Source organism: Vreelandella sp. 2A-K22 (assembly GCF_054065485.1).
Map to the genome: position 1 here is coordinate 284,980 of NZ_JBSUGC010000004.1, position 16,273 is coordinate 301,252.

Consider the following 16,273-nt stretch of genomic DNA (forward strand, 5'->3'; position numbering starts at 1 on the left):
ATGTTAAGGCTTTATTTAGATTTTTCGCGTGGTGTATTTGCCACCTCACATTCGAGTAATAAAACTACAAATGTAGTTTTTATTGCCGTAAAGTCTCTTATTCCGACGCCAAAAAATGTAAAATAACTACAAGCTTCACTCACCGTCTCTATCATGCAGAGGTCCCTATGCCGAGCTCAACACCTGCTACGTTAAACCCCACCGTTGCTGAGGTTACCCAGCGCATTCGTGAGCGTTCTGCTGAGCGTCGCGCCCTCTACGAGCGGCGCATGGCTGACCAGCACAAACGTGGCGTGCACCGTGCTGAGCTAAGCTGCGGCAACCTGGCTCACGGTTTCGCGGCCTGTAACCCGCGTGATAAAAACGAACTCAAGCTAATGAATAGCGCCAACCTGGGCATTATCTCGTCCTACAACGATATGCTCTCGGCGCACCAGCCGTTTGAGACGTTTCCTGAAACGATTAAAGCAGCCGCCAGTGCCATGGGTTCTACCGCCCAGTTTGCCGGTGGCGTTCCGGCCATGTGTGACGGTGTCACCCAGGGCCAGCCGGGCATGGAGCTATCGCTGTTTTCCCGGGATGTGATTGCCATGGCCACCGCCGTAGGTCTCTCGCATAATATGTTTGATGCCGCGCTGTATCTGGGCGTGTGCGACAAGATCGTGCCGGGTCTGTTTATTGGCGCGGCGCGTTTTGGCCATCTGCCCGCCATGTTTGTACCCGCGGGCCCCATGCCCAGCGGCTTACCCAATAAAGAGAAGGCGCGCATTCGCCAGCTCTATGCCGAGGGCAAGGTCGGCCGTGCTGAGCTGCTCGAAGCCGAGTCTGACTCTTACCACAGCCCCGGCACCTGTACGTTCTACGGCACCGCCAACTCCAACCAGCTAATGATGGAGATGATGGGCCTACACCTGCCCGGCACTTCTTTTGTAAACCCAGGCACCGAAATGCGCGAAGCGTTGACGCGCTATGCCACCGAGCAGGCGATCCGCAACACCGAACCCGGTGGCGACTACCGCCCGTTCTATAAGCAGATTGATGAGCGCGCGATTGTTAACGCCGTGGTGGGCTTGCTGGCTTCCGGTGGTTCAACCAACCACACGATGCACCTGATCGCCATGGCCGCCGCTGCGGGCATTACCCTCAACTGGGACGACTTCACCGACCTTTCGGCGGTCACCCCCAGTCTGATGCGGGTTTACCCCAACGGCCAGGCAGATATCAACCACTTCCAAGCAGCGGGCGGCATGAGTTACCTGTTCCGCGAACTGCTGGGCGCGGGCTTGATTCACGGCGATATTCCCACCGTATTCGGCACCGACCTAACCGCCTACACCCAAGAGCCGTTCCTTGAAGATGGCAAAATCGTTTGGCACGAAGGCCCCGAAAAAAGCCTTGATGAAGACGTGCTCAGCCCGGTAGCGACACCGTTCGCGCCGACGGGTGGCTTGACGGTCATGAAAGGCAATCTGGGTCGCGGTGTGATCAAAGTCTCCGCAGTGACGGAAGAGCATCGCGTGGTAGAAGCGCCGGTGAAGATCTTCGAAGATCAAAACGAAATGAAAGCCTCCTTCGAATCCGGCGACTTGGATCGCGACGTGATTGTGGTGGTTCGCTTCCAGGGACCCAAAGCCAACGGCATGCCCGAGCTGCATAAGCTAACCCCCTTCCTGGGCGTACTGCAGGATCGTGGCTTTAAAGTGGCACTGGTCACCGATGGCCGCATGTCGGGTGCATCAGGCAAAGTACCCGCCTCCATTCACATGAGCCCCGAAGCCCTGGACGGCGGCCCGCTGGCCAAACTGCGTGATGGCGATATTGTACGTCTGGATGCCAACGCCGGTACGCTCGAAGCCAAAGTCGACCCCGCCACCTGGGCTAAACGGGAACTGGCCATTGGCAACCTGGATCACTACCACGTGGGCTTGGGTCGCGAGCTGTTTGGGGGCTTCCGCCACCTGGCCATGCGCGGTGAAGAAGGCGCTGGTGTATTCGGTGGCTTTGAAGCCGATGATCTCGCCCGTCAGCAGGGGCAAATCTCAGAAGAGGATGCCTGATGCGACCGGCACTCATCGGCGATATCGGGGGAACCAACGCACGCTTGGCGCTGGTCTCTCCCGGTGAAATAACCCCGCACGATATATTGAACCTACCCTGCGCCGACTACCCTGGCGTCGTGGAAGCGGTGCAGGATTATCTGGGGCGCGTGGGCGCCACCGGTGACAACGCGCCCCAAGAGGCGTGTTTAGCCTTCGCCTGCCCCGTTCACGCTGAACGGGTCAAAATGACCAATAACCATTGGGATTTTTTGAAAAGTGACGTTCAGCAACAGTTGAATCTAGCGCTATTCAAGGTCATAAACGATTTTACCGCCCAGGCGCTGGGCGTTCCCCATGTGGCATCCAGTGATTTGGTCGAAGTTCAGCCGGGGCAAACCCAGGCACACTCCACACGCTTAATTATCGGCCCAGGCACTGGGCTGGGCGTTGCCGGGGTATTTCCTGGACAACACGCCTGGATTCCGCTGCCCACCGAAGGCGGACACGTCACCTTTGCCCCCACGGACAGTACCGAGCAGGCACTGCTGGATGTATTTCTGCAGCGCCACAAACGGGTGAGCGTAGAACGCATCTTATGCGGTCAGGGTTTATTGGAGCTTTATCAAGCCTACTGCACCCTTGAGGGAGTTGAGCCGCACTTAACTAGCCCAGCAGAGGTGACCACAGCGGCCAATGAAGGTGACAGCCTCGCCACGACTGCCCTGCTGCGCTTTCTAAAAATTCTTGGCGATGTGTGCGGCGACGCCACCCTTACCATGGGCGCAAGGGGCGGAGTTTATCTATGCGGTGGTATTCTCCCGCGCTTGCTTGAGTGGCTGCCAAAAAGCGAGCTGCGCGCCGCCTTTGTCAATAAAGGCCGTATGGGCGCCTATAACGCTGACATCCCCGTGTGGGTGGTAACTGCGCCCTGGACAGGGCTGTTAGGTGCCGCCGAAGCACTGCATAACGAAGAGGTTTTCTGATCACAACTTCTAACAACATCAATACGGAACCTGCTATGCCCGCCGCCACCTTTGATGTGCCGTTTTTACTTGGCATGATGCGTCTGCACGAAACACCCGCCATGCACGAACCCGAGCGATTAGCAGAATGGATCGAAGCGCGCCTGGAGCAGTGCCTTAACTGGTTTGACCATGCGGACATTTACGGCAGCGGCCAAGGGGAGACGCTTTTTGGCGCCGCGCTACGGGCGCGCCCTGCCCTGGCTCAGCGGGTTAATGTCGTCACTAAAGCGAGCATCGCTAACGACAACCCCGCCCCCGGTTCGGGTAAGGTAAAGCACTACAACGCTAGCCCTGCTTATCTTAATAGTGCCATTGATGCCTCACTTGTGCGTTTGAATGTCGAACGCCTCGACCATTTCCTGATTCATCGTCCCGATCTGCTGATGAACGCAGAAGCGACCGGCCGCGCGCTGGACGACGCCATTGAAGCAGGCAAAATTGGCGCTGCAGGGGTTTCCAACCACCTGCCCAGCCAGTGGCGGCGCTTGCAGGGCGCCATGCATCACCGCTTATCAGCCAACCAAATCGAGCTCTCGATTACCCACACAACGCCGCTGTTTGACGGCAGCTTTGATGATCTATGCGCCGATGGCCACGCCCCCATGGCGTGGTCACCGCTGGCAGGCGGGCAACTGATGCAAGGCGCCGTTGGCGAATGTTTGGCTAAGTGGGCGACAAAGCTTGATAGCTCCCCCAGCGCTTTAGCGCTGGCATGGCTGCGTAGTCTTCCTAACTCGCCAGTACCGGTGATTGGCAGCATTAAACCTGACCGAATCAGCGACATGCTAAAGGGCCCTGCCACGCTACCCCGAGAAGTGTGGTATGAATTGCTGGAAGCCGCCCGCGGCCACTGCGTGGCATAAACCCGTCTTTGCAAACAATTACACTAAGGAGCCAATAATGACGCCAGTTATCGCGTTTGGGGAAGCGCTGGTTGATATGCTCTCCAGCCGTTTAGGGGCGGCTACAGATGCCCAGGAAACCTTTACACCCTACGCCGGTGGCGCTCCCGCGAACGTGGCGGTCGCATGCGCCCGCCTGGGTGTTCCTAGCCAGTTTTTAGGCATGGTAGGCGACGATACCTTTGGGCATTTTTTGGTGCGTGAGCTCAATAGCCACGGTGTAGACACCAGCGGCATTGTGTACACCCAGCAATCCCGTACGGCGCTGGCGTTCGTTTCCCGGGATGACGTGGGCGAACGCACTTTTGATTTCTATCGCCCGCCCGCTGCTGACCTGCTTTATCGCCTTGAGCATTTACCCCATGGCGTATTCGAGAACCCTGCCATTCTGCACTTGTGCAGTAACAGCCTAACCGACCCAGAGATCGCCGACGTTACCCTGGCGATGGCCACCATGGCCAAGCGCGCAGGCTGCCTGGTCAGTGTAGATGCCAACCTACGCCACAACCTGTGGCCCGGCGGCGAAGCCGATGCCAGCTTAGTCACACAGCTGCTAGACGGCGCTGAGCTGCTCAAGCTCTCCCAGGAAGAGCTCGACTACTTGCGCGCCGATCATCCTGCAGAATCGTGGCTTTCAGAGCGGCTTGCGGCAGGGGTAAAAGTTATTTTGATTACCGACGGCCCCAATGATGTCGTAATCAAAGGCGTCGGCATCGACCAGCGCATTGCGCCACCCAAAGTGGAAGCGGTCGACACCACCGCCGGAGGCGACGCCTTTATTGGCGGGCTGTTGGCGGAGCTCTCGGCCCACGGCATCAATGAACACTGGCAGAGCGATACGGATTTTCTACTCAGCGCAGTGAATACCGCCTGCCGCTGTGGCGCCCATGCGGTCACCCGGCCAGGCGCTTACGCAGCGCTGCCAACACGAGCGGATATTGGCTAAGCAAGTAAAGCTATAACCCATTAACAAATGGCGCGCCCCACACAGGCGCGCTTTTTTTATGCTTCTTAGGGGTCGACTCGTCGCCAATCTAATTCGGACTTTTGTCTAAAGCGGCTCGCTTGTGGAAATGTCAGACATTTACTAGACTAGGGTTTATCCAATAAAGAACAAGAGATAACCGATGACGCTGGACGCTCTACCGCCCCACCAGGGTGGCGCTGAACAGTTAGCCCGTTTACTCGCCCAGGCCCTGCTGGCAGGCCATTGGCAGCCAGGTGATGTTTTCCCCCGTGAGCTGGATATCGGCAAACACTTTGCCGTTAGCCGTAACCAAGTGCGTAACGCACTCACCAGTCTCACCGCTGCGGGTTTATTAGAGCGCACCGCGGGCCGTGGCACGCTGGTTCGCGAGGTAGGCGATTGGCATCTACTCGACCCACTGATGAGCGAATGGATGACCGGGCTAGTCAACCTTGACCCGCAGTTGGTAAGGGCCATTTACGCCTTTCGTTTTTCTGCTGAACCGGTGGTCGCAGGACTCGCTGCCCAGGCAGCTCAGGCTGAAGACATAGAACGTCTGGAGAGCGCCTATGCAGGCATGGAGAGCAGCGCCGGCAGTGTTGAAGCGCGTGCTGAGCATGCCGAGTACGATGTCGCCTTTCACGACGCCACCTACCGGGCCAGCCACAATTTAGTCTGGCGGCAAATGGGCCATTTATTGCGCCCTTCGATCATGGCGCTAATACATCGCTCGCAACACCGCACGGACACCCTGGACGACAGTCTCGCGCGCCACCGCCAGGTACTTGACGCTATCCGCAGCCACGATGCCAGCGCCGCAGAAACCGCCGCGAGAGAAGTGCTGCGCCGCACGGCCATCGACCTTGGCATCGTCAGCTAACAATTACTCAATGAATACTATCTATTCAGAAGGATGACTGAACATGAAAATTACCAAACTCAAGACCTGGCAAGTCCCCCCGCGCTGGCTGTTTCTCAAGATCGAGACCGATGAAGGCTGTTACGGCTGGGGTGAACCGGTAATTGAAGGCCGCGCGGCAACCGTTGAAGCCGCCGTACACGAGCTTTCCGACTACTTGATCGGCCAAGACCCGCACCGCATCGAGCATCTTTGGAACATCATGTATCGCGCCGGTTTTTATCGCGGCGGGCCGATTCTGATGAGTGCGATTGCCGGTATTGACCAGGCGCTGTGGGATCTTAAAGGTCGCGACCTGGGTGTGCCCGTTCATCAGTTGTTAGGCGGTGCCGTGCGCGACAAAATGCGCATGTATGCCTGGACGGGTGGCGACCGCCCAAGCGACGTAGGCGCGGGTGCCAAAGCGCTGGTCGACAAAGGCTTCACGGCTTTTAAAATGAACGGCACCCCCGAGCTGCAAATCGTCGACTCACACCGCAAGGTCGATGAAGCCGTTGCCCGGGTGGCAGAAGCCCGCAACGCCGTTGGGCCAGATGTAGGCATCGGCATCGACTTCCACGGCCGTGTGCACCGCCCCATGGCCAAAGCGCTGCTACGCGAGCTGGAACCCTTTCACCCCATGTTTGTGGAAGAGCCGGTCGCCCCCGAGCATCTGCCCTGCTTGAAGGATATTGCTGGCGGGCTTGGCTACCCGCTAGCCACCGGCGAGCGGCTGCATACCCGTTTTCAGTTCCGCGACCTGCTGGCCGATGGCATGATCGACATTATCCAGCCGGATATTTCCCACTGCGGTGGCATTAGCGAAGGTCTCAAAATCGCCGCCCTAGCCTCCGCTTATGACGTCGCCTTAGCGCCCCACTGCCCGCTCGGCCCGTTAACCCTGGCCGCCTCTTTACAGCTGGATGCGGTCAGCCACAACGCCTTTATCCAAGAGCAGAGCATGGGCATTCACTACAACCAGGGCAACGACGTCCTCGATTACCTGGTCGATAAATCCGCCCTCGCCATTGAAGACGGATTCTGCGCCATTCCCCAAGGCCCAGGCCTGGGTGTCGAGATCAACGAGGAGTTCGTTGAGGAGCGCGCCAAGGTGGGCCACCGCTGGCGCAACCCGGTCTGGACTCATGAAGATGGCTCTATTGCGGAGTGGTAAGCCATGGGATCAACCGAGATGAGTGAAACACCTGACATTGCAGGTCAATTAACCTGGATTGCCGTTGACTGGGGCTCCAGCAATCTGCGTGCCTGGGGGCTGGATCAACACGATCAAGTGATTGCCCAAGCCAGTAGTGACAAGGGCATGCTGTCGCTAAAGGCCGACGAGTACGAAGCCGAGCTGCTGCGACTGGTGGGCGACTGGCTACCCGCCACCGGCACGACTAAGGTGATGGTGTGCGGTATGGCAGGCGCTCGCCAGGGCTGGTTGGAAGCCGCCTATTTACCGGTACCCACGCGGCTTGACCAGCTTAGCCAAGGCGCAGTCACACCAACGCTTACGGGTAACCAGCTAGCTGTTTACCTGCTGCCTGGTTTAAGCCAAACCCGTGGTACCGCGACTCACTTTGATGTGATGCGCGGTGAAGAGACCCAGTTGGCAGGGCTCGTCGCTGATTCGCCAGATTTTACTGGCCTCGCCTGCCTGCCCGGCACTCACGCCAAATGGGCAACCCTGGAAGCGGGCGCGGTGAGCGGGTTTTCGACCTACCTGACCGGCGAGCTTTACCAACTGCTCGCCAACCAGTCGGTGCTGAAGCATTCCGTTTTATCACCTTCAGCGGCAAAGGATGATCTTAACGATGCAGCTTGCCGTGAAGCTTTTATTTCGGCCGTCAGCGAGATTCATCAAGCCCCCGAAACCTTTAGTAGCCGCCTGTTCGGCCTGCGCGCGCAAGATTTACTCGATGGCCGGCTACCTGCTGGCGACACGCGCGGGGCCGTTCTTGCGGCCAGGCTCTCTGGGCTCGCCATTGGCCTTGAGCTTGCTGGCGCCTGCCGTGAATGCCCCAGCGATAAGCCAATCACGCTGATTGGCAACCAAACGCTGAGCCAGCGCTACACGTTGGCACTCAATGCGATCGGCTATCAGACAAAACATGTGGATGGCGACACCGCTGTCTTAGCGGGCCTGCGCCTCGCCCATCGCGCGTTAAAATAAATTAAGCATGGAGAAATTGGCTATGTCACTGCCACTGATTGGAATTTTACGCGGTGTAACGCCTGATGAGGCCGTGGATATCGCGGAAGCGGTGCTGGCTGCGGGTATCACCCAGATTGAGGTACCGCTTAACTCACCCAACCCGCTGGAGAGCATTCGCCGCTTGGTCGACGCATTTGGCGAGCGCGCGGTCATTGGAGCAGGCACGGTGCTCACTCCAGCTCAGGTGCGTGAAGTTCACGCTGCTGGTGGGCGCTTAATCGTTTCTCCCAACTGTCGACCAGCGGTGATTGAAGAAACGCATAAGCTCGGCATGGCCAGCTGGCCGGGCATTGTGACGCCTTCAGAAGCATTCGATGCGCTGGATGCAGGTGCTACCGGGCTTAAACTCTTCCCCGCGGTGCAGGTAGGCTTAGAAGGAATGAAAGCAGTACGCGCCGTGCTACCGGCAGGCACACTTTTGTATGCCGTCGGCGGCGCTGGAGTCGATAACTTCGCCGAATGGCGCGCAGCGGGTGTCGATGGTGCAGGTCTGGGCAGCGCATTATACAAACCTGGCCAAAGCGCCTCTCAGGTGGGGAAACAAGCTCAAGCCCTCGTCGATGCCTGGTTAGCAGGAGAACAATAAGGAGAACCAACAATAATGAATACCGATATGAGTGTTTCAACGTGGCAGGCCGAGTTAGCGGTCGATTGCCGCTGTTCACTGGGTGAAGGCCCGCAGTGGGACGCTAAACATCAGCGCCTTTATTGGTGCGACATTCTTGGAAAGCAGCTGCACTGGCTCTCCCCCGCCACCGGGGAAAGCGGCCACTATCAGCTCGATCATCGGGTGTCCCTGGCAGCGCCCCTCGCTGAGGGTGGCCTGTTGTTAGTCGGTGAAGACCGCTTAAGCCGCTTCAACCCAAGCAGCGGCAGTATCGAAAAGCTGAGTGATTTCGAGGCCGATAACCCTATCACCCGCAGCAATGACGCACGCATTGATCGCCACGGCAGCCTGTGGCTCTCCAGCATGGGTAAAAGCGCTGAAAGAGGCGCTGGAAGCCTTTACCGCCTGCATCGCAGCGAGCTCTCGCGTCTGCGTTCAGGCCTGACGATTCCCAATGCCATCTGCTTCTCCGCAGATGGTGAGTTTGCGTGGTTTACCGATACCGTGACGGGTGTGGTGATGCGCTGGGCGCTGGATAACGACGGCTGGCCGCAAGGCGAGCCGCAGCCTTGGGCGGACTTTTTCTCCAGCCAAGGTAATCCCGATGGCGCGGTGATGGATAGCGAAGGCTGCCTATGGCTAGCGCTGTGGGGGGCTGGGCAGGTCGTTCGTCTGGATCCTAACGGTGAAATAATAGGCCGCGTCGAGCTGCCGGTCAGCCAACCCTCCTGCCCGGCGTTTGCAGGCCCTGATCTGAAAACGCTGTATATCACCACGGCGCAAGAGGGATTCAGTGCTGAGCAGCTGGCCCAAGAGCCCACCGCAGGCTCGCTCTATGTGGTCGAAACCGGCATCAAAGGCCTAGCCGAACCGCCGCTACGCTTGATATAACCAGATATGAGAAAGCCCTGCAGTCGCAGGGCTACTATTGAGTGCGTATCTCTTTTTTGACTCGCAATCGATCACCTACTCGGTCGTTACGGATCTAATTACGCGATCAATCTGAACAGCCACTTAAAAGATACGGGTCTTCTTCATTGAAGCTGCTTGCCACGCTATATTCTTTGCTTCAGCACATTATTAGCATGATGTTCAAATATAAATGGGAGTTCGTCCGTCAGGATATGACCTAACCAAAGCGGGTCATTACTGTCCATTAACACATGAGCATCAGCACCATTCAGGATGGCCGTGAGAATACTCCATCGCTTGTTATAACCTGCAGTTGTAAAGGCCTCTAGCAGCGCTCTTAGGCCTGCTTCCTTACGATGGTATTCGAGCGCCTGCAGAGCCGAATGCCTAACTTCGCTAGCGCTATCATGGTTAGCAAGTCCGACGAGAACGCTATTAATTTGAGGAACTGGCAACCAAGCAGCTAATTCAGCGATGACCTTTCTCTCGGAATCTGCACCCTTTACGCGCTCGGCAAATAGCGGGGCAATTGTTGCAGGATCGAGCTGTCGCAGAGCTCGTCCGACGGCACTCCTAATCGAATCCCGCTCAATCATAACAGCCGCATCAATCAGCTTCTCGGCCGCTACATCTGGTGCGAGGCGAACGAGTAGCCTCGCCAACTCTCGCTCAATCTTTGGGTGGGTTTGGAAAGCCAACTCAATTGCATCAACAGCGCTCGCCATATTAAATTTGGCCAGGCCTTCGATAGCGTTTAGTGGCTCTGTTACTACAAAAGAGGCTTCGGAAAACGCCTTTTCTAGAATTTTATCCCGCAGCCCCGGATCATTGGCTTCAGCTGCAATGTCATAGGGAGTCTCATCGAAATAGCTAACCCGATCGCAGGCTACTACTGCCGCGGCTATGGCTCGATCTCTTGTCTCCAAACGCCTATATAGAATACGGATAACGAAAACCTCATAGCAGCCCCATAAATCCATGCTCAAATTTTGCAGCCACTCCAGAAGCAAACCAGATCCGTGACCGCCAAGGCTAGCTAACCCATTGAGTCCCCACTGCACATTCTCTTTTGTTTGGGCGACCTGATATGCGAGCTGGGCGAACTCCTCAGACCGGTCACCAAGCTCATTCAGCGTGATGCAGGCATAGCTTGCCATGCTGCTGACTGGATCAACCTTACTCAGCACTTGGCGAACGGCGGTTATAAGATCGACATTGCCACTTAACCAAGCAATAGCAAGAGCAACGCAAAGCTCTTCCTCTCCTGCCGTCTCATTCGCCAGAGTAATGACAATCCTCTCTACGATTACATTCAACATAGGCCCTTGATGAGCCCTAAGGCTGGCAAGCTCGCTCGGAATTTTTGGCACTCCGCTTTTGATAAGAGTATCGACCAGGATGGAATCTGCGCCAAGTGCCGCTAGCCCGCACACCGCTTGGTAGAACTCCTGATAAGGCTGCGATTCTAAGTTTCCGGAGGCGTTACGTGGAATAGGTTTGCGGGCGATGGCGGCCAACCGCTCGATAATCCCATCGTCTAGGCGAACAAACGCCCACTTCAACCCGCCATGGCGCACCCAGTAGTGCTCAGACTCTAGCTCCGTTCTGAGCAAAGTCGTAATTCCTTCACCACTGATCAGAATCAAGATACGGCGTGCGCTCTCAAGAATATGATCCGTAGATCTGCTATTAACCCGCTGACGGCTACAGGCAATAGTAGTAATCACCTGCTCCAGTTCACCACCTGCCTCTGCCATTATGATGGAAAGAAGATCAGGGCGCGTAATACCCCCCAAAAAACTTAGCGCTCGATCAAGCCTGCGCAGATCTCGCACGGTGACCGCATCGATATCTTCCAGCAAGTCTTGCTCAAGGGTGCGCAGCACAAACCGCAGCATTTCTTCGTTGATTTCATTCGGCCGCTCACCGAAAAGTATTTCAATAATGTGGCGGCCTTTCGGCTGTGCTTTAGCTAGCGCGAGCAAGCGGTGCCGCGTTAATTCCGGCTCAGCGTGAAGCAAGCCAGGGAGCCATTGATTTCGAGTGAAGTAACGCTCTGCTTCACCAACCTCCTCAAGCCGATCAATTGCGGCGCTTGGATCGAGAGCGGAAAGCGCATTGAGCGCTGCTCCACTGGCGAAATCTTGCCTTTGTGACAGATGCTTTATAACGAAATCAATTTTTTCTCGATCGCTAAATCGTGCGATGCAATAAAGTAGGCTTCGCGGCTTACTGGCAGGCATCTTCTCAATTAATCGATCCCTTGTTTCTTTCCAAATAGCCAGTGCATCAGGATGCTCAAGACTATTTAACAGATACCCTAAATCCCATACTGACTCCTTGAAGGGATCGACAGAAAGAATACGTAGCCGCAACCATTCTGGGTTAAGGGCCACACCGGAACGCAGAGCGCCCATACTGGCCTTATAGCCTTCGCTATTTTTGCTTTCTTCCAGCGCAATGACGCACTTTTGGTGAATTTCCCAAAGCCTGTCGAGCCATGCAGCAACCGGCACCTTTGTTAGCACCTCTATCGCTACTCTTTGGTAACTCCATGAATTTGATCTAAGCAGTAATGCGATCACCTCTGATAGATCGACATGATCTTGTCGAGACAGAATAGCAAAAGACTGGCCAATTAATCCTATGCGGTAATCCCTATCTCTAACATTGTCAGAAACTACAGAATTCAAACGAGAGAGAAGAATCGAAACCGCACGCTGACCTAATGTCGGCAGTAGATTTGTGTAGAGCTCTCCTCCATAGCTTCCGAACTCACGGCTTTGTTCCATTTGCGCGATGGTCGCGCCCAACGGTTTGGCGTATTGATTGCTTTCCCCGAGCAACCAGATTGTATCCATCGGCACATACCCGAGGCGACGCCACCGTGACTGGTTTTCATTACTACCACCTGAAAAAATTTCGCCAAGCTTTTCCTCGCTCAGTTGATTGTCCTGATATTGGCGGACAAACTCTTGAGCGACAGCCCAATTCAGCAGACGGTCATGCGCAAATGCAACCTCGCCATATTCAGTGGTTCGAAGCCATCCAGCCGCTTCCAATCGGGCGCGACTCTCATCGTTCAGACCAATTTCGTTCCATCTCTGCCGGGGAAGCGGATAAGTCTCTCCTCCGACGTATAAAGCAGCGAGCGCGAGCAAAATGCCCGCGTCATGGCGGAATCCCCTTGAAGCAATACGCGTCCAAAAAGATTCGAAGATTTCATACTCGCTTCGAGGAGCACGCTGTATAGAGCTATAAGGCAGGTTGAGAAAAAGGCCAGCCAAAATGGGAACGCGCAGAAGCTTCTTAAGGTCGGGCGGAAGTTCAGTCCATCTTTTACCACTCTGCTTCAAGAGACAATCAAGCTCATTGATCGAGAAATCACCGACTTCATGCAGATGAATACGCTCGCTGTCAGTTGAATTTAGCGCGTGAGCCAGGTTACTCGATACGGTCATGGTAAGACGCATGCCCCACTCAGCCCAATCCTGTCGAATGAGAGCGCGAGCAACATCCACGTCCTGAATATCGTCAACGGCGATTGTGACTTTACACTCCCCAGCGTTAGGCATAAGTTCACGAAGGTGCCGCTCAACACCAACAAGTTGTTTCTCAGATGATTCGCCGAGACCGGTTTGCCAAATGTCCCGGGCGGCCTCGCTAAGCACTGTTTCCGGCACGCTATTAAAAAGAACCAGTGTGGCTATCTCCCTACTCTGCGCTAATGTCTCCAGAAGACGACCTAGTTGCCAGGTCTTTCCCATACCGCTTTTACCAGCAATAAGCAGAACGGGCTTGCCATCTGGCCAATCCGGTGGACCCCGTACGTCCTGCTCAGAGCGATAACCCAAACGTTCGAGACGACGTCGCGTCCGCTCACCCATCGTTTCAGCTAGTTGCTCAAGACGAACAATCCTATCGGGATTGAGCCCTACCTCGCGAAACATTTCGTTTATCTCTTGGCGATCAAGCTTTGCTTCTCCCTGACTTAATTTCTCAACAAGAATACCTACAAGCCGTTCTCGTATACCTCTTTCATCTCCCAGATTAGGGGCATAGCGGCGTAGCAATTTATCTACAGCATAAGCCTGTTTAGTGCCATCCGATTCAAACTCTAGCTGCAGGTGCTGAAGTAGATGAAATACTTGTATCCGCTCATCGTCCTCCCGCAGTTTTCTAAGTGCGCGGCTAGCCATAACAATATGGTCGAATAATTCGCTATTTGTACAGATTAGCCCAGAGCTGAATTTCCTTTTTATCAACCGATCTAGATCATCAGGTGCCACTGCTGACTCAACATCAATGAGAAACAGTTTTAAAGGCTCTAAACGGCCTTCCTGACCATCAGTGACAAATCGATAACGTGCATAAGCTGGATACTGGGATGGGATTGCCTTTCGCAGATCAGCAAGAACAGAGACGATATCCTTGACGGACCATGTGCCATTTTTACGTGACTTGTACTGCTCAACGAGATATACGCCAGCCGCCTCAGCTCTTGCGTCACCACCATTGCGCGGCTCAAGAACCAGAAGTGCATCATTGATCAGCGCCCCATCTATAGTGCCGGAGAGCGAGACTTCCGTAATCCATCCTAAGTGATGAAGAATCTGGTAAAGAAAGCCATTTATCGCTGCTGGCCCGCCAGCTTGTGTCATTCTCTCGTCCTCAATTATCGGCTAAGGCAAGTGCCTTTAAAGCTGGTACAGCCGGATCAAACAAGCAACGCACCGGTTAAATGATTTTTAAACTCTTAAATTAGTGTCCATTATGGCTAAGAAAAGTCAGTGAATCTCAAAATACTGAACCAAGCACGCGACATGATCAACGAATCAATCAAAAGCTATAACCGAACCTACCTCCTGAAATACAGAACGCCCGCTGCAATGCAGCGGGCGTTCAAATATGACATAGATGTCAAACTAATTAGGTGCTACACAAGCTAAATGCTTCAGAAAGCCGTTTAACCCGCAAAGCTAATATACATAACGATCACTAACACGACCAAAACGATACCGGCGGGTACCGCCCCTTTCCAGGGTGTTAGATCCACATCGCCGCTGTGCTCCTGAATCCAGTCGGTTTCCCTTGGGCGCACCTTGCCGATAATCAGCATCACCGCCACCAGTAATACAAAGACCAGCGCCACGAAGTGGAACTCGTGCATGATCTGCGGCAGCAATGTAAACGGTGGCACAAAGTAACCGGCGGCAATCAATAAACAGCCGCCGATCAGAGCGATTTTGGCCGCCATTGGCGGAACACGTTTGGTTAGCAGCCCGACCAGCACCACGGCAAGAATCGGAATAAAGTAAATCGCGTTCATCTTCTGCAGGTAGCCAAACAGGCTCTCCTGACCTGCCAGCAGTGGCGCAATGATCATGGTGAGAATGGCCATGATCCAGCCAAACACTTTACCCGACTTAACCACCTGCTCTTCCGTGGCCTCTTTATTCAGCACACCTTTATAGATGCCCAGGCTGAAAATCGTGGTGGTGCTGTTAAGCGCTGAGTTAAACGACGACAGGATCGCACCGACCATCACCGCAGCGAAAAACCCGGTGAGGTACGGCGGCAGTACGTTAAAAACCAAATGACCGTAGGCTTCATCGGCACGCACGCCCTGATCGGCATAAAGGTGATAAGCAATGATGCCGGGCAGTACTAGGTAGAGCGGTCCCAGCAGCTTGAAGAGACCGGTCAGCAGCACGCCCTTCTGACCTTCGGCAAGGTTTTTGGCTGCAAAGGTACGCTGAATAATCTGCTGGTTGGTGCTCCAGTAGAACAGGTTAATCAGGAAAACGCCGGTAAACAGGGTAAAGAACGGCACCTGCTGATCAGCACCACCAATCGAATTCAGCTTATCCGGGTCGCTCTCTTTGAGGATGTTCCAACCCTCCATGATGCCGCTGCCGTCACTCACGGCCTGCAGGCCGAAATAGACGATCACAAAACCGCCGATCAGGAGGCCAACACCGTTGAGCGTGTCGGATACTGCAACCGTGCGCAGGCCACCAAACAGGGCATACACGGAACCGATAATACCGACGATCCACACCGTTAGCCAAAGCAGCGTCGTCGAAGACTCAATGCCGGTTAATCCCTGTAGATCGAGCATGCCCTGCAGGCCGATGGCACCTGAATAGAGAATGATCGGTAGCAGAATCACCGCGTAAGCAATCAAGAAGATGATATTGGTGATTAGCTGAGTCGTTTTATCGAAACGAATTTCGAGAAGCTGCGGCAGCGTAGCAATACCACTTTTCAAAAACCGCGGAAGGAAGAATAGCGCCAACGCCACTAGGGCGATAACCGCGACCACTTCCCAGGCCATTACGCTTAAACCATCAGAAAAGGCCGCCCCATTGAGCCCCACCATTTGCTCGGTGGAGAGGTTGGTCATCAATAGAGAGCCGGCAATCAGCGGGAAGGTTAGCGTACGTCCGGCAAGAAAGTAGCCGCTGGTGCTTGAGTGGTCATCTCGGCGGGTGATCCGCCAAGTGATAAAGGCGACAAGCCCTGTAAAAAACAGGAAGGACGCCAAGGTCAACGCGTGCATTTTGACTCACCTCATCATCATTGTAAGTGGCACGCACCTTTATGTATGCGCGAATAGCGAAATGTCAGACAAATCTTGCCGTCATTTTAATTGAGCTGAATATAGCCCGTTATACGTCTTTGGTCGTACGCAGGCGGTTACGA

Annotated in this window: 11 protein-coding genes; 9 read left to right on the forward strand and 2 right to left on the reverse strand. The window is 54.9% G+C overall.

Going from position 1 to position 16,273, the window contains the following annotated elements; translation table 11 throughout:
- Positions 1-167: 167 nt before the first annotated feature.
- From edd to ACW17M_RS07755, 9 genes are all read left to right on the forward strand, one after another.
- Positions 168-2,057, forward strand: coding sequence for a phosphogluconate dehydratase (gene edd / locus ACW17M_RS07715; protein ID WP_022523045.1), 1,890 nt, complete (start codon positions 168-170; stop codon positions 2,055-2,057).
- Positions 2,057-3,022 carry a glucokinase gene (glk, locus tag ACW17M_RS07720; RefSeq protein WP_041158613.1) on the forward strand — a complete coding sequence of 322 codons (966 nt, stop codon included), beginning with the start codon at positions 2,057-2,059 and terminating at the stop codon, positions 3,020-3,022. The genes edd and glk overlap by 1 nt, the downstream gene beginning before the upstream one ends.
- 35 nt (positions 3,023-3,057) lie before the next feature.
- Complete coding sequence (locus ACW17M_RS07725) at positions 3,058-3,927, forward strand: aldo/keto reductase (RefSeq protein ID WP_190373039.1); 870 nt, start codon at positions 3,058-3,060, stop codon at positions 3,925-3,927.
- Positions 3,928-3,964: 37 nt separating this feature from the next.
- Positions 3,965-4,912 (forward strand): carbohydrate kinase family protein, encoded by a 948-nt coding sequence (locus tag ACW17M_RS07730; protein ID WP_427769819.1) that lies wholly within the window; start codon positions 3,965-3,967, stop codon positions 4,910-4,912.
- Between the two features lie 181 nt (positions 4,913-5,093).
- The gene (locus ACW17M_RS07735; RefSeq protein WP_039859179.1) at positions 5,094-5,813 is read left to right on the forward strand and encodes a FadR/GntR family transcriptional regulator; all 720 of its coding nucleotides are present in this window, start codon (positions 5,094-5,096) and stop codon (positions 5,811-5,813) included.
- A 43-nt stretch (positions 5,814-5,856) separates the two neighbouring features.
- Positions 5,857-7,005, forward strand: a complete 1,149-nt coding sequence (gene dgoD, locus ACW17M_RS07740; protein WP_009287071.1) for a galactonate dehydratase — start codon at positions 5,857-5,859, stop codon at positions 7,003-7,005.
- 3 nt (positions 7,006-7,008) lie between these two features.
- Positions 7,009-8,007 (forward strand): 2-dehydro-3-deoxygalactonokinase, encoded by a 999-nt coding sequence (locus ACW17M_RS07745; protein ID WP_457547180.1) that lies wholly within the window; start codon positions 7,009-7,011, stop codon positions 8,005-8,007.
- A gap of 7 nt (positions 8,008-8,014) precedes the next feature.
- Positions 8,015-8,635, forward strand: coding sequence for a 2-dehydro-3-deoxy-6-phosphogalactonate aldolase (locus ACW17M_RS07750; protein WP_009287073.1), 621 nt, complete (start codon positions 8,015-8,017; stop codon positions 8,633-8,635).
- 15 nt (positions 8,636-8,650) lie between these two features.
- Positions 8,651-9,547 (forward strand): SMP-30/gluconolactonase/LRE family protein, encoded by an 897-nt coding sequence (locus ACW17M_RS07755; protein WP_457547181.1) that lies wholly within the window; start codon positions 8,651-8,653, stop codon positions 9,545-9,547.
- Between the two features lie 164 nt (positions 9,548-9,711).
- On the opposite strand, the gene ACW17M_RS07760 is transcribed toward ACW17M_RS07755, so the two are convergent.
- Both ACW17M_RS07760 and ACW17M_RS07765 read right to left on the reverse strand, forming a co-directional pair.
- On the reverse strand, positions 9,712-14,229 hold the full coding sequence (locus ACW17M_RS07760) for a HEAT repeat domain-containing protein (protein ID WP_457547182.1): 4,518 nt from the start codon (positions 14,227-14,229) through the stop codon (positions 9,712-9,714).
- 305 nt (positions 14,230-14,534) lie between these two features.
- Complete coding sequence (locus ACW17M_RS07765) at positions 14,535-16,130, reverse strand: solute:sodium symporter family transporter (RefSeq protein WP_009287074.1); 1,596 nt, start codon at positions 16,128-16,130, stop codon at positions 14,535-14,537.
- Positions 16,131-16,273 lie beyond the last annotated feature (143 nt).

Bases quoted from the DNA above. Each gene is read 5' to 3' on its own strand.
- edd (WP_022523045.1), top strand. From the start codon at position 168: ATGCCGAGCTCAACACCTGCTACGTTAAACCCCACCGTTGCTGAGGTT.
- glk (WP_041158613.1), top strand. From the start codon at position 2,057: ATGCGACCGGCACTCATCGGCGATATCGGGGGAACCAACGCACGCTTG.
- ACW17M_RS07725 (WP_190373039.1), top strand. From the start codon at position 3,058: ATGCCCGCCGCCACCTTTGATGTGCCGTTTTTACTTGGCATGATGCGT.
- ACW17M_RS07730 (WP_427769819.1), top strand. From the start codon at position 3,965: ATGACGCCAGTTATCGCGTTTGGGGAAGCGCTGGTTGATATGCTCTCC.
- ACW17M_RS07735 (WP_039859179.1), top strand. From the start codon at position 5,094: ATGACGCTGGACGCTCTACCGCCCCACCAGGGTGGCGCTGAACAGTTA.
- dgoD (WP_009287071.1), top strand. From the start codon at position 5,857: ATGAAAATTACCAAACTCAAGACCTGGCAAGTCCCCCCGCGCTGGCTG.
- ACW17M_RS07745 (WP_457547180.1), top strand. From the start codon at position 7,009: ATGGGATCAACCGAGATGAGTGAAACACCTGACATTGCAGGTCAATTA.
- ACW17M_RS07750 (WP_009287073.1), top strand. From the start codon at position 8,015: ATGGAGAAATTGGCTATGTCACTGCCACTGATTGGAATTTTACGCGGT.
- ACW17M_RS07755 (WP_457547181.1), top strand. From the start codon at position 8,651: ATGAATACCGATATGAGTGTTTCAACGTGGCAGGCCGAGTTAGCGGTC.
- ACW17M_RS07760 (WP_457547182.1), bottom strand. From the start codon at position 14,229: ATGACACAAGCTGGCGGGCCAGCAGCGATAAATGGCTTTCTTTACCAG.
- ACW17M_RS07765 (WP_009287074.1), bottom strand. From the start codon at position 16,130: ATGCACGCGTTGACCTTGGCGTCCTTCCTGTTTTTTACAGGGCTTGTC.